15 protein-coding genes and 1 pseudogene are annotated in these 17,141 nt (G+C 31.0%); 13 read left to right on the top strand and 3 right to left on the bottom strand.

Annotated elements, in window-relative coordinates; genetic code table 11:
* On the bottom strand, positions 1-1,074 hold the full coding sequence (locus tag AJ936_RS09330) for a DegT/DnrJ/EryC1/StrS aminotransferase family protein (protein WP_070274459.1): 1,074 nt from the start codon (positions 1,072-1,074) through the stop codon (positions 1-3).
* A gap of 114 nt (positions 1,075-1,188) precedes the next feature.
* Between AJ936_RS09330 and alaS the strand changes: the two genes are divergently transcribed.
* Genes alaS through AJ936_RS09315 form a run of 3 tightly spaced genes read left to right on the top strand, consistent with a single transcriptional unit; the run spans position 1,189 to position 6,196 of the window.
* A complete protein-coding gene (gene alaS, locus AJ936_RS09325; protein ID WP_070274457.1) occupies positions 1,189-3,717 on the top strand; it encodes an alanine--tRNA ligase in 2,529 nt (842 codons plus the stop codon).
* Positions 3,717-4,268 carry a septum formation inhibitor Maf gene (maf, locus tag AJ936_RS09320; RefSeq protein ID WP_002855005.1) on the top strand — a complete coding sequence of 184 codons (552 nt, stop codon included), beginning with the start codon at positions 3,717-3,719 and terminating at the stop codon, positions 4,266-4,268. Before alaS ends, maf begins: the two co-directional genes overlap by 1 nt.
* Complete coding sequence (locus AJ936_RS09315; RefSeq protein WP_002867666.1) at positions 4,265-6,196, top strand: penicillin-binding protein 1A; 1,932 nt, start codon at positions 4,265-4,267, stop codon at positions 6,194-6,196. Before maf ends, AJ936_RS09315 begins: the two co-directional genes overlap by 4 nt.
* Positions 6,197-6,223: 27 nt before the next feature.
* On the opposite strand, the gene AJ936_RS09310 is transcribed toward AJ936_RS09315, so the two are convergent.
* Together AJ936_RS09310 and AJ936_RS09305 are read right to left on the bottom strand one after the other, a co-directional pair.
* Entirely contained in the window at positions 6,224-8,797 is a 2,574-nt protein-coding gene (locus tag AJ936_RS09310; RefSeq protein WP_070274455.1) for an ATP-dependent Clp protease ATP-binding subunit, read from the bottom strand.
* Positions 8,798-8,908: 111 nt separating this feature from the next.
* On the bottom strand, positions 8,909-9,199 hold the full coding sequence (locus tag AJ936_RS09305) for a metal-sensing transcriptional repressor (protein WP_002855280.1): 291 nt from the start codon (positions 9,197-9,199) through the stop codon (positions 8,909-8,911).
* A gap of 117 nt (positions 9,200-9,316) precedes the next feature.
* Here AJ936_RS09305 and AJ936_RS09300 point away from each other — a divergent pair, with 117 nt between their 5' ends.
* The 10 genes and pseudogenes from AJ936_RS09300 (at position 9,317) to AJ936_RS09255 (ending at position 17,141) form a co-directional block, all read left to right on the top strand.
* Positions 9,317-10,651, top strand: coding sequence for a S41 family peptidase (locus AJ936_RS09300; protein ID WP_079861662.1), 1,335 nt, complete (start codon positions 9,317-9,319; stop codon positions 10,649-10,651).
* 1 nt (position 10,652) lies between these two features.
* Positions 10,653-11,363, top strand: coding sequence for a phosphoribosylaminoimidazolesuccinocarboxamide synthase (gene purC / locus AJ936_RS09295; protein WP_002880951.1), 711 nt, complete (start codon positions 10,653-10,655; stop codon positions 11,361-11,363).
* A gap of 8 nt (positions 11,364-11,371) precedes the next feature.
* Positions 11,372-11,617 carry a phosphoribosylformylglycinamidine synthase subunit PurS gene (gene purS / locus AJ936_RS09290; protein WP_002858611.1) on the top strand — a complete coding sequence of 82 codons (246 nt, stop codon included), beginning with the start codon at positions 11,372-11,374 and terminating at the stop codon, positions 11,615-11,617.
* Position 11,618: 1 nt separating this feature from the next.
* Positions 11,619-12,291, top strand: a pseudogene (purQ, locus tag AJ936_RS09285) (phosphoribosylformylglycinamidine synthase I).
* The gene (locus AJ936_RS09280) at positions 12,263-13,459 is read left to right on the top strand and encodes an SH3 domain-containing protein (protein ID WP_002861246.1); all 1,197 of its coding nucleotides are present in this window, start codon (positions 12,263-12,265) and stop codon (positions 13,457-13,459) included. Before purQ ends, AJ936_RS09280 begins: the two are co-directional and overlap by 29 nt.
* The gene (locus AJ936_RS09275) at positions 13,440-14,132 is read left to right on the top strand and encodes a lysophospholipid acyltransferase family protein (protein ID WP_002861247.1); all 693 of its coding nucleotides are present in this window, start codon (positions 13,440-13,442) and stop codon (positions 14,130-14,132) included. The genes AJ936_RS09280 and AJ936_RS09275 overlap by 20 nt, the downstream gene beginning before the upstream one ends.
* Entirely contained in the window at positions 14,126-14,494 is a 369-nt protein-coding gene (gene crcB / locus AJ936_RS09270; protein WP_002861248.1) for a fluoride efflux transporter CrcB, read from the top strand. The genes AJ936_RS09275 and crcB overlap by 7 nt, the downstream gene beginning before the upstream one ends.
* A gap of 72 nt (positions 14,495-14,566) precedes the next feature.
* Complete coding sequence (gene htpG, locus AJ936_RS09265; protein ID WP_002861249.1) at positions 14,567-16,393, top strand: molecular chaperone HtpG; 1,827 nt, start codon at positions 14,567-14,569, stop codon at positions 16,391-16,393.
* A complete protein-coding gene (locus AJ936_RS09260; protein ID WP_002861250.1) occupies positions 16,390-16,707 on the top strand; it encodes a rhodanese-like domain-containing protein in 318 nt (105 codons plus the stop codon). Before htpG ends, AJ936_RS09260 begins: the two co-directional genes overlap by 4 nt.
* Positions 16,707-17,141, top strand: coding sequence for a hypothetical protein (locus AJ936_RS09255; protein ID WP_070233415.1), 435 nt, complete (start codon positions 16,707-16,709; stop codon positions 17,139-17,141). Before AJ936_RS09260 ends, AJ936_RS09255 begins: the two co-directional genes overlap by 1 nt.

Here is a 17,141-nt window from a genome sequence, read left to right as displayed (position 1 = left end):
TTAATCTTTAAAAATACAAATAACTTGCTCTTGCTCTTCTTCACTTAAAAAAGGTGAAAAAGGCAAAGATAAGATGTGTTTGCTTGCATATTCTGAATTTTTAAGTTCTAAATTTGAAAACTCACTAAAGCAAGGTTGTTTATGCAAAGGGGTTGGATAGTGTATAGCATAAGGTATATTAGTTTTTTCGAATTTTTGCAATACACTAGCTCTATCTTCAACTAAAACGCTGTATTGCGCATAAGCGCTAAAAGCATTTGGATCAATTTGTGGAATTTGGCAGTTTTTTAAATTTGCATTATAAGTTTGTGCTAATTTTTGTCTTTTGTCTAATTCTTTTTCTAGGTATTTTAACTTAACATTTAAAATCGCCGCTTGCAAGGTGTCAAGGCGTCCATTTATACCTATAAATTCATGTTTATAACGCTGAGTTTGTCCGTGATTGAGTAAAATTCTTATTTTTTTAGCAATTTCATCATCATGGCAAAAAATAGCCCCACCATCGCCATAAGCTCCCAAAGGTTTCGAAGGAAAAAAGCTCGTACATGAAATTTTAGCTATAGAGCAGGATTTTTCTCCTTTGAAACTTGCGCCAAAACTTTGTGCACCATCTTCGATCAAAGTGATATTTTTATCTTTTAAAATTTCTTCCAAAGCCCTTAAATCACTCATTTGTCCAAACATACTTACTGCTATAACAGCTTTAGTTTTTGGAGTTATTGCTTTTTGTACTGCTTCAAAATCAAGATTGTAATTTGATAAATTTATATCTACAAAAACAGGTTTTGCGCCTACTAAGACCACAACTTCAGCTGTTGCTATAAAAGTAAAACTAGGTACTATAACTTCATCATCTTTGCCAATATCTAAGGCTCTTAAGGCAAGATATAAAGCGCTGGTTCCGCTTGAACAACCTATAGCGTGTTTAACACCTAAAAAATGAGATAAATTTTGCTCAAATTCGTTAAGTTTTGCACCGCCTATGAAAGAAGAGCTTGATAAAATGCTTTCAATTTCAGCATTGATTTCATTTTTGTATGCGAGATATTGAGCTTGAAGATTGATAAAATTCATAAAAAACCTTAGAGAAATAAAATTAAATAAAAATGTTTATTGTATTTTAGTTTTACTTAATTTAAAGTAATTTTGGTATGATATGTTTTTATAAAAATTTCTTTAGGAAAATTCATGGATATTAGAAAAGCTTATTTGGATTTTTTTGCATCAAAAGGACATGAGGTAACCCCGTCAAGTCCTTTAGTTCCTGATGATGCAACTTTACTTTTTACCAATGCGGGCATGGTGCCTTTTAAAAGTATATTTACAGGAGAAATTCCACGCCCAAACCCTCCACGCAAAACAAGCTGTCAAACTTGTATAAGAGCGGGTGGAAAGCACAATGATTTAGATAATGTAGGATATACCGCACGCCATCATACTTTTTTTGAAATGCTTGGAAATTTTAGCTTTGGAGATTATTTTAAAGAACAAGCCATAGCTTATGCTTGGGAATTTGTAACTGAAGTTTTAAAACTACCTAAAGATAGACTTTATGTAACTGTGCATGAAAACGATGATGAAGCTTTTAATCTATGGCAAAAACACATTCAAAAAGAAAGAATTTACAAATTTGGTAATAAAGATAACTTCTGGCAAATGGGCGATACTGGTCCTTGTGGTCCTTGCAGCGAGATTTTTTATGATCAAGGACAAGAGCATTTTAACTCAAGCGAAGATTATATGGGCGGAGATGGAGATAGATTTTTAGAAATCTGGAATCTTGTTTTTATGCAATACGAAAGAAGCGCTGATGGAGTGCTTAGCCCACTGCCAAAGCCAAGTATTGATACAGGAATGGGGCTTGAAAGGGTAACAGCGATTAAAGAAGGTAAATTTAGCAATTTTGATAGCTCGCTTTTTATGCCAATCATCAATGAAATTTCAAAACTTTGTAATAAAACTTATGTTTATGAAAGTGGAGCAAGTTTTAGAGTAATAGCTGATCATATAAGATCAAGTGTATTTTTACTTGCGCAAGGGGTAAGTTTTGATAAAGAAGGCAGAGGCTATGTTTTGCGTCGTATTTTGCGTCGTGCTTTAAGACATGGATATTTGCTAGGTTTTAAACAAGCTTTTATGTATAAACTAGTTGATGTTGTATGCGATTTAATGGGCGGACATTATACCTATCTTAATGAGAAAAAAGACTTTATAAAAGAACAAATTCGCCTTGAAGAAGAAAGATTTTTAAGCACTATAGAAAATGGAATTGAAATTTTTAATGAAGAGCTTAAAAACACTAAAGAAATTTTTAGCGGAGAAGTAGCTTTTAAGCTTTATGATACTTATGGTTTTCCGCTTGATTTAACAGCTGATATGTTAAGGGAAAAAAATCTTAAAGTTGATGAAGAAAAATTTGAACTTTTAATGAATGAGCAAAAAGCACGCGCTAAAGCTTCTTGGAAAGGAAGTGGAGATAAAACTGCAAGCGGAGATTTTAAAAACTTGCTTGAAAAATTTGGAGAAAATCATTTCGTAGGTTATGAAAAAGCAGAATGCGAAAGTAAAATTTTAGCCCTTTTAGATGAAGATTTTAAAGAAGTTTCCACCCTTAAAGATGCGGGTTGGGTGATGCTTGAAAACACACCTTTTTATGCAACAAGTGGAGGGCAAAGTGCTGATAGTGGATTTATAGCTAAGCGTGAAGTTTTAGATACGCAAAAGTTTTTTAATCTCAATCTTAGCTTTGTAAAAGCAGGCGAAGAACTAAAAGTTGGCGATATAGTTCATGCAAGAATCGATACAGAAAAAAGAGAGCAAATCGCACGCCACCACTCAGCTACTCATCTTTTACATCATGCTTTAAGAGAAATTTTAGGTTCTCATGTAAGCCAAGCAGGATCTTTAGTTGAAAGCAATAAACTAAGATTTGATTTTACTCATCATAAAGCTTTAAGCAAAGAAGAGCTAGAAAGCATTGAAAAAAGAGTGAATAAAATGATTATAAACTCAAGTGAAGCTATATTAGAAAATATGCCTTTAGAAGAAGCTAAAAAAAGCGGCGCTATAGCATTGTTTAATGAAAAATACCAAGGCAATGTGCGTGTTTTAACTCTAGGTGAAAGCAAGGAGCTTTGCGGGGGAACTCATGTTAAAAATACTGCTCAAATAGGAAGTTTTTACATAGTTAAAGAAAGTGGTGTGAGTGCTGGAGTTAGACGCATTGAAGCTGTGGTTTCTAAAGCGGCTTTAGAATTTGTAAAAAATCAACTTGAAGAACTTTCTAAAGCAAAAGATGAGCTTAAAAATAATGATATTTTAAGCGGGCTCAAAAAGCTTAAAAATGAAATTTTAAGTTTAAAAAATGAGCTTAAAAACTCAAGTAAAACCGAGCTTGATTCTAAAAATATCCAAGGTGTTGAAATTTGCGTAAAACGCGTAGATAATGGCGATATTAAAGCTATGATTGATGATTTTAAAAACAAATTTGCTAAAGCGGTGATTTTACTTATCCAAGTAAAAGATGAAAAAATCACTTTAGCAGCTGGCGTTAAAGATGTGCCTTTAAAAGCAGGAGCTTTAGTTAAAGAAGCGGCGCAAATTTTAGGTGGAAATGGTGGCGGAAGAGATGATTTTGCTACTGCAGGTGGAAAAGATTTAAGCAAAATCAATGAAGCTTTAAAACAAAGCTTAGAAACGATAGAAAAATCACTTTAATGTTAATTCTTGCTTCAAGTTCCATTTCAAGAGCTAACTTGCTTAAAACCGCAAAGATTGATTTTAGGCAAGTTAGTTTTGATTATGATGAAAATTTAAATAAAAATATTTCACCTTTTTTATATGTTCAAAAAATAGTTCTTGAAAAAGAAAGACAATTTTTAAGTACTTTAGGCAAAGATTTTCAAAACCAAAATTTGCTTTTTGCAGATAGTATAGTTTGTATAGATGAAAAAATTCTTACCAAAGCAAAGGATAAAAAAGAAGCTTATGAAATGCTTGCCTTGCAAAATGGAAAGTATGCAAGTATTTTATCGGCTTTTTTGCTTGTAAAACCTGAAAAAAGAGTTTTTTCTCTTTCAAAAACTACGCTTTATTTTAAAAATTTTGATGAAAATGCTTTAAGAGATTATGTAGAAAATGATCTTTATAAAGGCAAGGCGGGTTGTATTATGTGTGAGGGTTTTCATCAAAATTTCATCACCCAACAAGTAGGAAATCTAAGCACTGCTTTAGGGCTTGATATCCAAACTTTAAAGGCTTATTTATGAAAATATTAAAATATATTTTTTCATTTTTTACTCTTTTGTTTATAGCTGGATTTATTTATGTGGCTTATCTTTTCACAAGTGCTGATACTGAGGGTTATACTTTTAAAGAATATAAACCTCCTCTTACAACACAAATTTACGATAGAAATGGCAAGCTTGTGGCTAATATTTTTGAACAGCATCGTTTTTACGCTCCTTATGAAGAGCTTCCTCCACGCCTTATAGAAGCTTTAGTTGCTATAGAAGATACAAGCTTTTTTGAACATAATGGAGTTAATATCGATGCCATTTTTAGAGCTGCTGTAAAAATCATAAAAAGCGGTGGAAAAACCATGGAAGGAGCTTCCACTCTTACCCAGCAATTTATTAAAAATACGGAATTAACCCCTGAAAGAACTATTACGCGTAAAATTCGCGAAGCTTTGCTTGCTTATAAAATGGAAACCATTTTAACTAAAGAGCAAATTTTAGAAAGGTATTTAAATTTTATCTTTTTTGGACATGGGTATTATGGAGTAAAAACCGCAGCTTTGGGGTATTTTCATAAAAATTTAAATGAATTAAGCCTTAAAGAGATTGCTATGCTAGTAGGTATGCCAAAAGCACCTAGCAGTTATGATCCTACAAAGCATTTAGATCTTTCCATCTCAAGAGCAAATAATGTTATTTCAAGAATGTATAATCTAGGTTGGATTTCAAAAGCAGATTATGATACAGCCATCAAAGAAATTCCGCAAGTTTATGATGATACGCTTACTCAAAATGCTGCTCCTTATGTCGTAGATGAAGTGATTAAACAATTAAGCCCTAATATCAAAGACTTAAAAACAGGTGGATATAAAATCATTTTAAATATAGACTTAGATGTTCAAAATATGGCGCAGAATGCTTTGAAATTTGGTTATGATGAGATAGTAAAACGCGATAAAGATGCAAATTTAAGCACTTTAAACGGAGCTATGGTCGTGGTAAATCATCAAAGTGGCGATGTTTTAGCTTTGGTAGGTGGGGTTGATTATGAAAAAAGTAATTATAACCGTGCTACTCAAAGTATGCGTCAACCTGGAAGCTCTTTTAAACCTTTTGTGTATCAAGTGGCGATTAATTTAGGATATTCGCCTATGAGTGAAATTGCTGATATTTCTAGAATTTTTGAAGGTGGAGCGGGTAATAATGAGGATTGGAAACCTAAAAATGAAGGGGGTAAATTTTTAGGTTTAATTACCTTAAAAGAAGCTTTAACAAGATCAAGAAATTTAGCTACCATTAATCTCGCACTTGATATGGGGCTTGATGTTCTTTACTCTAAACTAATGGAATTTGGATTTAAAGATATACCGCCTAATTTATCAATCGTATTGGGAAGTTTTGGTATTTCTCCTTTGGAGTATTCGAAATTTTATACCATGTTTGGGAACTATGGAACGATTAAAGATCCTCAAATTATCAGACAAGTTCAGGATAAAACCGGTAAAACCATCATGGAATTTAACTCAAATGAGCGTAAAGTCAGCGATGAAGCGCAAAGTTTTCTGGTTTTAGATATGATGAGAAATGTTGTTGAAAAAGGCACAGGACGTAATGCAAGAGTAAAAGATATAGAAATAGCAGGAAAAACAGGAACAACGAATAAAAGTGTTGATGCTTGGTTTTGTGGACTTACGCCTGAAATAGAAGCAATCATTTGGTATGGAAATGATAATAACAAGCCTATGCGTTATACAGAAGGTGGGGCTAGAACAGCTGCTCCTGTGTTTAGAGAATTTTTAACTCAATATATAGAAAAATTCCCTGATACAACTAGAAAATTTAGCATTCCTAATGGGGTTTATCGTGGAAATTATAAAGGAGAAAGTGCTTATTATACCACCAAATCACCATTACCAAAAGCAAATATGAAATTTAATGAAAGCGAGATTATATTTTGAAAGTAGAAAGATCTACTTTCAAAATGATTAAGCTTTTTTGATGATTATTTCATCATCTTTTGCATCAATGATAATGCTATCATTTTCATGAAGTTCATCAGCAAGTATCATATCGCTTAATTTATCTTCTATAAGATCATAAATAGCTCTTCTTAAAGGTCTAGCACCAAAATCAGGGTCAAAACCATCTTTAGCGATTAAAAGAGCTGCATTTTCGCTTAAACTTGCTTTTATCCCTTTGTTTTCTAAGCTCATTTGTAAATCTTTAAATAAAAGCTTAACTATTTCATAAGCTTCATCTTTTCCAAGTGGATTAAAGGTGATAATATCATCTAAGCGGTTTAAAAACTCAGGTTTAAAGAAATTTTTTAACTCATTTTTTACTACATCTTCTTGTTCTTTTCCGCTTAAATTCATAATAGCACTTGAGGCAATATTAGAAGTTAAAATGATAATGGTATTTTTAAAATCCACTGTTACACCTTTGCTATCGGTTGCTCTACCATCATCTAAAATCCCTAAAAGCACATTAAATACATCTTTATGTGCTTTTTCAACTTCATCAAACAAAAGTACGCTATAAGGTTTTCTTCGTACGGCTTCAGTAAGCTCTCCACCTTCTTCATGTCCTATGTATCCTGGAGGCGCACCTAAGAGTCTTGAAACGCTATGTTTTTCCATAAATTCACTCATATCAAAGCGAATCATTGCTTTTTCATCATCAAATAAAAATTTTGCCAAAGCTTTAGCTGATTGTGTTTTTCCTACCCCTGTTGGCCCTAAAAATAAAAAGCTTCCTATAGGTTTATTGTCCGCATTAAGTCCTGCTTTGTTGCGTTTAATGGCTCTAGCTAAAGCACTTAAGGCCTTATCTTGTCCTATGACACTTTCTTTTAAATGTTTTTCCACTTCTAAGAATTTTTGTTTTTCAGAGGTTAGCATTTTTTGCACGCTAATACCTGTCCATTTGCTTAAAATTCCAGCAACCAAATCCTCATCTACTTGATTTTTAAGTAAAACTCCATTTTCGCTCATTTTTTTCCATTTATCTTCTAAAATTTCTACTTCTTTTTCAAGACTTGGAATTTTTCCATACTCTAACTCAGCTGCTTTTTGAAATTCACCCCTAGCTTTAGCTAAAGAAGCTTCATTTTTAAGCAAATCAATTTCTTTTTTCTTAGTGCTTATATCATCAAAAACACTTTTTTCATTTTCAAACTGTGAATTTAGGGCATTTTGTTTTTCTTTTAAATTAGCTAGTTCTTTTGCGATTTCATCGAGTCTTTTTTGATTTTTCTCATCATTTTCCATTTTTAAAGCTTCATTTTCAACTTCTAAAGTTTCTATATCTTTGCGTACTTTTCTTAAAGAACTTGGTTCACTTTCAATTTGCATTTTCAGTTCAGCTGCAGCTTCATCGATTAAATCAATAGCCTTATCAGGTAAAAAACGATCTGCTATATAACGCTTTGAAAGTTTAGCCGCGGCTACTAAAGCACTATCATTTATGGTTACATTATGATGAATTTCAAGCTTTTCTTTTATACCCCTTAACATGGCCAAAGCCTCATTAACACTTGGTTCGCCCACATTTACAGGTTGAAAACGGCGCTGCAAGGCCGCATCTTTTTCAAAATATTTACGATATTCTTTTAAAGTGGTTGCGCCTATGGTATGGAGTTCACCTCTTGCAAGAGCGGGTTTTAAAATATTTGCCGCATCCATACTGCCTTCACTCGCTCCAGCCCCTACTATAGTGTGAATTTCATCGATAAAAAGAATGATATTTTCACTTTTTATCACTTCATTAACCACAGCTTTTAATCTGTCTTCAAATTCTCCTCTGTATTTTGCACCTGCAATTAAAGCACTCATATCAAGAGCGATGACTTTTTTATTTTGTAAAGATTTTGGAACATCTTTTTTGATAATTCTTTGTGCTAAAGCTTCTACTATAGCTGTTTTTCCTACGCCTGGTTCACCTAAAAGTATAGGGTTGTTTTTGGTTTTGCGTATTAAAATTTGCATCAAACGTTCGATTTCTTCTTCTCTGCCTATAACAGGATCAAGTTTACCCTCACTTGCTTTTAAGGTTAAATCTATACCAAATTTATTTAAGCTATCTAAGGTTTCATCGCTTGTTTTGCTATCGATTTTGCGTCCCGCTCTTAGACTTTCAAGCTCTTTTTGAAATTCTCTTAAATCTAAAAATTGCGCCAAAATTTCTTTAATAGGACTTTTTTGACTTTCACTTATAAGCCAAGTATCCACACTTAAATAACTATCTCCATTAGCACTCATCAATCCTTTAGCATTTTCTAATGAATTTATAAGTTCATTGGAAAAGCGTATATTTTCACGGCTTACATTTGAACTCGTTGCAAGTTTTGAAATTCTGCTTTTAATTTCAAGCTCTAAGGCTTCTTTAGAAATATTTAATTTATTTAAAATTTGATTTAAAATACTTGTACTATCTACGCTTAAAGCCCATAAAAGATGTAAAGGTACAACTTCATTATTTTTAGAATGTATAGCTAAAGATGCTGCACTTTCAAGGTTTGAAAGCATATTATCAGTTAAAAAATCTTGTATATTTGCCATGTTTTATCCTTTATTTAGTTTATATACTTGCTATTATATAACTTTAGTCATATAATGTCAAGTTAATTGAGTAAAATTTTTTAAATAATAGGACAAATAACTAATTTTAGATTATTTCATAAACATATCTATAGCCTTGTTTAATTCTTCTATACTTTGAATATCATTTTCTTCTACAGCATGTACCATACAATGAGCTAAATGTTCTTTTAAAACTACTTTTGCAGTATTGTTAACTTCGGCTTTTACAGCAGCAAGCTGGATTAAAATTTCACTACAGTCTTTGTCATTTTCAACCATTCTTTTAATAGCACTTAAATGCCCTATGGTTCTACTTAGACGATTGCAAACTGCTTTAAGATGTTTTTGAGAATGTGTATGAGTATGTTTTTCTTGGCACATTGTATTAACTTTCTTTTTGGAATTTTTAGTCTATTTTAACATATTTTTAAGAATTTAAATTTATTTACGAAGTTTTAAGTAATTTTTATTAAAATTTACTCTTTAAACTAAAACTCAATAATGGAGCTTATTTTGAAAACAAAACGATTTTTTGCAGGTCTTGTAGGCTTTGCCACTACTTTTATTTTATGTCTATTTTTAACAAGTCATTTACAAGCTAAAGTTGATCAAAAAGAAGAGCAGGTTCAAAAACGCCTAGAAGCTTTAGATAAGCTTACAAAAACTCTTGCCATAGTAGAGCAATATTATGTGGATGATCAAAATATCAGCGATTTGGTGGATAAATCTTTATCAGGGCTTTTAAGCAATCTTGATGCGCATTCTTCTTTTTTAAATGAAAAAGATTTTAATGATATGAAAATTCAAACCAATGGTGAATTTGGTGGCCTTGGTATAACCGTAGGTATGAAAGATGGCGCTTTAACAGTTGTTTCTCCTATAGAAGGAACACCAGCAGATAAAGCAGGGATAAAATCAGGAGATATTATTTTAAAAATTAATGATGAGGCCACTTTAGGAATTAATCTCAATGATGCTGTAGATAAAATGCGTGGTAAGCCAAAAACTCAAATCACTTTAACCATCTTTAGAAAAGGTGCAACAAAACCTTTTGATGTTACACTTACAAGAGAAATTATTAAGATAGAAAGTGTTTATGCAAAAATGATAGAAAATGAAAACATTCTTTATCTTAGAGTTACAAATTTTGATAAAAATGTTGTAGATGTGGCAAGTAAAGAACTTAAAAAATATCCTAATGTTAAAGGGGTTATTTTAGATCTTAGAAATAATCCTGGTGGACTTTTAAATCAAGCTATAGGACTTGTAAATTTATTTGTAGATAAAGGTGTTATTGTTTCTCAAAAAGGACGCATTGCAAGTGAAAATCAAGAATATAAAGCCGATCCTAAAAACAAAATTTCTAATGCTTCTTTGGTTGTGCTTGTAAATGGTGGAAGTGCTAGTGCAAGTGAAATCGTAAGCGGAGCTTTACAAGATCTTAAACGCGGTGTTATTGTGGGTGAAAATACTTTTGGAAAAGGTAGTGTTCAACAAATCATACCTATTAATAAAACTGAAGCTTTAAGGCTTACTATTGCAAGATATTATCTTCCAAGCGGGCGTACTATTCAAGCAGTGGGTGTAAAACCTGATATTGAAGTTTTTCCAGGTAAAGTAAATACTCAAGAAGATGGTTTTTCTATAAAAGAAAGCGACTTAAAACAACATTTAGAAAGTGAGCTTGAAAAAATAGATAAAAATAAAAAAGAAGATAAACAAGAAAATAAAGACAATAAAAATCTAATCAGTCAAAAACAAATCAATGATGACGCACAGTTAAAATCAGCTATTGATACTATTAAAATTTTAAATATCAAACAAGGACAATAAAATGACAAAAAAAGAAATGCTCTACGAAGGAAAAGGTAAAAAACTTTTCAAAACCGATGATGAAAATTTACTAATTAGTGAGTTTAAAGATGATTTAACTGCTTTTAATGCAGAAAAAAGAGGCAATGAAAGTGGAAAAGGCGCATTAAACTGTAAAATCAGTACTGAAATTTTTCATTTGCTTGAAAAAAATGGGATTAAAACCCATTTGGTAGAAACTATAAGCGATACAGAACAAGTGGTTAAAAAATGTAAAATTGTTCCTATTGAAGTTATAGTACGCAATGTTGCAACAGGTTCTCTTACAAAAAGACTGGGCATTAAAGATGGCACTGTACTACCTTTTGCTTTGGTGGAATTTTGTCTTAAAGATGATGCCTTAGGCGATCCTTTTATCAATGATGAGCATTGTTTGATTTTAAATTTAGTGCAAAATGAAGCTCAAATTAGTGAAATTAAAAATATAGCTAGAAAGATTAACTCTATTTTAACTCCATTTTTTGACAATAAGAATTTAAGGCTGATTGACTTTAAAATCGAACTGGGTTTAACTAAAGATAATGAACTTGTTTTAGCTGATGAAATAAGTCCTGATAGTTGTAGATTTTGGGATAAATTTAGTAATGAAAAATTAGACAAAGATAGATTTCGTCAAGATCTAGGTAATGTAAAAATGGCTTATGAAGAAGTTTTAAAAAGAATATTAAATTAAGGAAAAATATGGAAGTTATTGTAAATATTTCTTTAAAAAATGGGGTTTTAGATCCACAGGGCAAAGCGGTGGAAAAAGCTTTGCATTCTTTAAATTTTAATAGCGTAAAAGAAGTAAAAATAGCAAAACAAATCAAAATTTCTCTTGATGAGAAAGATGAAAAATTAGCCAAAGAACAAGTCAAAAAAATGTGTGAAGAGTTGTTGGTAAATAGCGTCATTGAAGATTATGAGCTTATAATTGAGAAAGAGTAAAATGAAAGTTGCTATTATTAGATTTCCAGGGACAAATTGTGAATTTGATACAGCTTATGCCTTTGAAAAACTTGGAGTAAAAACGCAGATTGTTTGGCATGAAGAAAAAGAATTTGATACAGATTTAGTTGTTTTGCCAGGCGGATTTTCTTATGGAGATTATCTAAGATGTGCAGCTATTGCAAAACTTGCTCCTGTTATGCAAGGTGTTTTTAATCATGCAAAAAAGGGAGGATATATCTTAGGTATTTGTAATGGTTTTCAAATTTTACTTGAAAGCGGTCTTTTAAAAGGTGCAATGAAGCATAACAACAATCTTAGTTTTATCTCAAAAAACCAAAATTTAAGAGTAGTTTCTAATGATAATGCCTTTTTGAAAAATTTCAAAAAAGATGAAATTATTAATTTACCAATTGCCCATGGAGAGGGAAATTATTACGCTGATGAGGCTACTTTAAAAGAATTGCAAGATAAAGATCTTATTACTCTAAAATACGAGTCAAATCCAAATGGTTCTGTATTTGATATCGCAGGAATTTGTGATGAAAACAAAAAAATCTTTGGACTCATGCCACATCCTGAGCGTGCTTGTGAAAAAGTTCTAGGTAATGATCTAGGTTTGAAAATGCTTAAAGGCTTTTTATTTTGAAAATTTTATTAACTTTAATTTTTAGTGTTGTTGTATTGTTTGGCAGAGGTGAAATTTCTGTATTTAGCGGCCAAGATGAAAATATGCAAAAAGAATTACAAAAATTACCCCAAGAAGAACAAAAAATTTATCAAAATATTCCGCCAAGCGATGAAAATAATGACTTTGAAAGCAATGTAGATGATCCTTTTATAGCTAAAGGGAGTTTGGTTCTTACAAATGATGAATATCCAAGTAGGGTATATGTTGGAGAAGTTTTTCCTATTACGATCTATGCTCGCACTACGGAAAATACAAAATTTGATTTTAACATAAGCGTAGAAAAAACTAATTTATCTTTTTTAAATCCAGATGCAAAATGGGAATTTATCAATAACGAATATAAAACAACTTTATGGTTTGAAGCTAAAAATTCAAATGCTAGTTTGAGTAAAATTTCTATCAAACTTCTTAGAAATAATGAAGCTTTTCAAGAGGCTGATATCAATCTTAATCCTATCAAATTTGAAAATACTTTATCCAATAAAGATTTTTCACACCTTGTGGCAAGTTCTTTGGAAATTAAAAAAGTTAAAGCGAGTTATTTTGATGATGCTAATATCATTATGATGGTAGAACTAAACGCAACCAATACAAATCTTAAAAGCTTTTTTATAGAAGGAATTCAAAAGCAAGGCATTGAAAATTTAAAAGGGGATTTTAATGCTTCTAATGCTTTTTATTATGCTATTTTGCCATTAAGTAAAACAAATTTTGAATTTTCGTATTTCAATAAGGACAGTAAAAAGCTTGAAAATATAAATTTAAAACTAAAAATTAGTGACGATGAGATCAGTACTCAGAGTGATTTAAATCCTATAAATAAAGACTTAAATATTTATAAACAATATACCTTATGGTTTTTAGCGGTTTTATTTGGAGCTTTATTTGTATGGAGAAAAAATTACATTATTTTGGCTTTGGCAGTTGTTTGTTTTGCACTTAGTTTTCTTGTAGATACCAATACTCAAAATGCGATTATCAAGGCTGGTTCTAGGGCTAAAATTTTACCTACAGAGCCTTCAACTTATTTTTATACGGCAAATGCAGATGAAAAAGTAGAAGTTTTAGGCAAAAGACAAAATTATATTAAAGTACTGTTTTCTGATGGAAAAATAGGTTGGATTAATAAAGATGATTTACAAAAAAATTAAAGCTCTTTATTTTTGGATTTTTTTTGTTTTAAGCGTTGCTTTAGTGGTTTTTTGTTTTTGCTTTACAAAATCTCAAAACACACTTTGGAAAATCCGCAAAATTTGGGCTAAATTTCAAAGATACACCATCTCTTATAAACAAGAAATCATTGGCACTTTTAATCCGCAAGCTCAGATGATTTTAATGAATCATCAAAGTGCTTTAGATATTATCGCTTTAGAAGAATTATATCCTAAAAATTTATGCTGGATTGCCAAAAAAGAATTAGGAGAAATTCCTATTTTCAAAGTTGCTATGAAAAAACCAAAACTTCTTTGTATAGATAGAAAAAATCCGCGTGATTTAGTGCGAGTTTTAAAAGAAGCAAAAGAAAGAATTAGTGAAGATAGGATTTTGGCTATTTTTCCAGAAGGAACTAGATCTAAAAATGAAAAAATGCTTAAATTTCAAAGTGGAGCAAAAATTTTAAGTGAAAAATTAAATCTTAAAGTTCAACCTATTTTAATTGTGGATTCTGCAAAAATTTTAGACACAAAAAGTTTTAGTGCAAGCAGTGGAGTGCTTAAAATCATTTGTATGGATTTAGTCGATACAAATGATGAAAAGTGGCTTGAAAACACCAGAAAAAAAATGCAAGAATTGCTCGATCAAGAAAGAGCTAAGCTTTGCTAAATACCCTTTTAGTTGTTGGTTTTGGGGGATTTATAGGGGCAATCTTAAGAATGCTTTCTATAAATTTAGTGAATAAATTTTTCCCTTATTCTATCAGCCTTGGAACTCTTTTTGTTAATGTTTTGGGTTCTTTTATCATAGGACTTTTGTTTTCTTATGCGCAAAATAAAGGTTTATCTCCTTTGCTTAAAAGCTTTATAAGTACAGGTTTTTTAGGAGCTTTTACAACTTTTTCTACTTTTTCTTATCAAAATTTACTTCTTTTACAAAGTGGAAATTATCTTTATTTTGCGTTAAATATTCTCTTAAATGTCTTTCTTTGTTTATTTGCCGCATGGCTTGGTTTTATAATTTTCAAATAAATCTTTAAATTTACTTTAGAATTTGTATTTTTTGCTAAAATACCACTTTAAAAAATTACAAAGGAGATTAAAATGCAATTTCAAACCGAAGTAAATCAGCTTTTACAGCTTATGATACACTCTTTATATTCTAATAAAGAAATTTTTTTAAGAGAACTTATTTCAAACGCAAGTGACGCTTTAGATAAGCTTAATTTTTTAAGCGTAAGTGATGATAAATATAAAAGCTTAAAATTCGAACCTAAAATTGAAATCAAAATTGACAAAGATAGAAAAACTTTAAGCATTAGTGATAATGGCATAGGTATGGATAAAGATGATCTTATCAACAACCTTGGAACCATAGCAAAAAGCGGCACTAAAAGTTTTTTAGAAAATTTAAGCGGTGATGCTAAAAAAGATTCTCAACTCATAGGACAATTTGGGGTAGGTTTTTATTCTGCTTTTATGGTGGCTAGCAAAATCGAAGTTTTAAGCAAAAAAGCTTTAGATGATAAAGCTTATCTTTGGAGTTCTGATGCAAATGGTTATGAGATTAATGACGCAAGCAAAGAAGAACAAGGTACAAGCATTACTTTATACTTAAAAGATGATGAGTTTGCTAATACTTATAAAATCGAAAGCATTATAGAAAAATATTCTAATCATATTCAATTTCCAATTTTCATGGAAAAAGAAGAATTTACTCCTGCTAAAGAAGGCGAAGAAGAAGGGAAAACTGAACTTAAAATTTCTCAAATCAATAAAGCCAATGCTTTATGGAGAATGCAAAAATCAAGCCTTAAAGCAGAAGATTATGAAAGATTTTATGAGCAAAATTTTCATGATTCAAACAAACCTTTACTTTATCTTCACACTAAAAGCGAAGGAAAATTAGAATACAATTCTTTATTTTTTATACCACAAAATGCACCTTTTGATTTATTCCGTGTGGATTATCAAAGTGGCTTAAAACTTTATGTAAAACGCGTATTTATCAGCGATGACGATAAAGAACTTTTACCAACTTATTTGCGTTTTGTGCGTGGGATTATCGATGTAGAAGATTTGCCGCTTAATGTAAGCCGTGAAATTTTGCAAGAAAATCAAATTTTAAAAGGTGTTAAAGAAGCTAGCGTTAAAAAGATTTTAGGTGAACTTGAAAAACTAAAAAACAATGATAAAGAAAAATACTTATCTTTCTTTAAAACCTTTGGTAAAGTATTAAAAGAAGGACTTTATGGTTTTGGCGGAGAAAAAGATAGTCTTTTAAAACTCATGCTTTATAAAAGCACTAAAGGTGAAAATTTACGCTCTTTAGAGGAGTATAAAAATGACCTTCAAGGCGAACAAAAGGAAATTTTTTATATAGCAGGAAATAATGAAAGTTTATTAAGAACCTCTCCTTTGCTTGAAGAGTATAAACAAAAAAATATAGAAGTTTTACTCATGGACGATGAGATTGATTCTTTAGTAACTCCTATGCTAGAATTTGAAGGTTTGAAATTTGTAGCCATCAATCAAGTAGAAGATAAAAATGAACTAAGTGATGAAGAAAAAAATACTTTTGCTCCACTTGTAGCTAAATTTAAAGAACTTCTAAAAGATCAAGTCGAAGATGTAAGACTAACCAGTCGTTTAAAAGATAGCCCAAGTTGTATAGTTTATGATAAAAATAAACCTGATTTTGCTATGCAGCAACTCTTAAAACAAATGGGTCAAGAGCAAAATTTCAAACCTATTTTAGAAATCAATCCAAAACACGCTATTTTTACAGGTCTTAAAAACAACGAAACTTTTAGCGCAGATATAGCAACCCTAGTTTTAAATATGGCAAAACTAAGCGAAGGTATGGGCGTGGATAATCCTGCTGAATTTAATGCAAGCCTTACAAAAATCATCAACAAGGCTTTTTCATGATAGAGAATATCCCTGCAAGTCTTTGGACAAAGCAAGATTTAAACGCATATCAAATTTTTGATGTGCGCACTCCTTTAGAATGGGAAGAAGGTATTTTACCTAATGCGCAATGTGTGGCTTTATATGATAATAAAGGGCTTTTAAATGCTAAATTTTTAGATGAATTTCAAAGTAAAAGAGATGAAAATAAAAAACTTGCTTTTATTTGTCGTAGTGGTCATAGAAGCATGGTTGCAGCTGAATTTATAGCCGAAAAATTGGGACTTGAAAGCATTAATTTAGATGGCGGCATGCTAGCCCTTAAGGGTTATTAATGCTAGGAATTTATTTACTCATAGCAGCTTTGTCTTTTTTAGCTCTTTATTTTGCTGTTAAAAAGCTTACTTTAAATATAGATGAGCGAACTCTTTTAGAGCCTATTAAAATGGATATTTATCCGAAATTTTGTGATTTAATCGATGAAAAAATCAGAGAATTTAAAGAAAATATCCAAAATACTAATTTAGCATTAAAAATTTCTTATCAAAAAGATGAATTTTTAGAAAAACTTGGGGATTTAAGCAGGGAGCTGACTTTCATACAAACCATGAATTTGAGTAATAAAAACGATAGTATTTGGCAAAACGAACTTTTTTCTTTTTTAAAAGAATTAGAAAATTTATTGCTTGAGTATCTAGAAAAAGGGGAAGAAGAAGCTGAAAATTTGAGGGAATTTCTGATGAATGAATTTGAAAAATTAAAAGGTTAG

Source organism: Campylobacter sp. BCW_6877, from assembly GCF_001762445.1.
Lineage (GTDB): Bacteria > Campylobacterota > Campylobacteria > Campylobacterales > Campylobacteraceae > Campylobacter_D > Campylobacter_D jejuni.
This window is presented reverse-complemented; position numbering and strand designations above follow the sequence as displayed.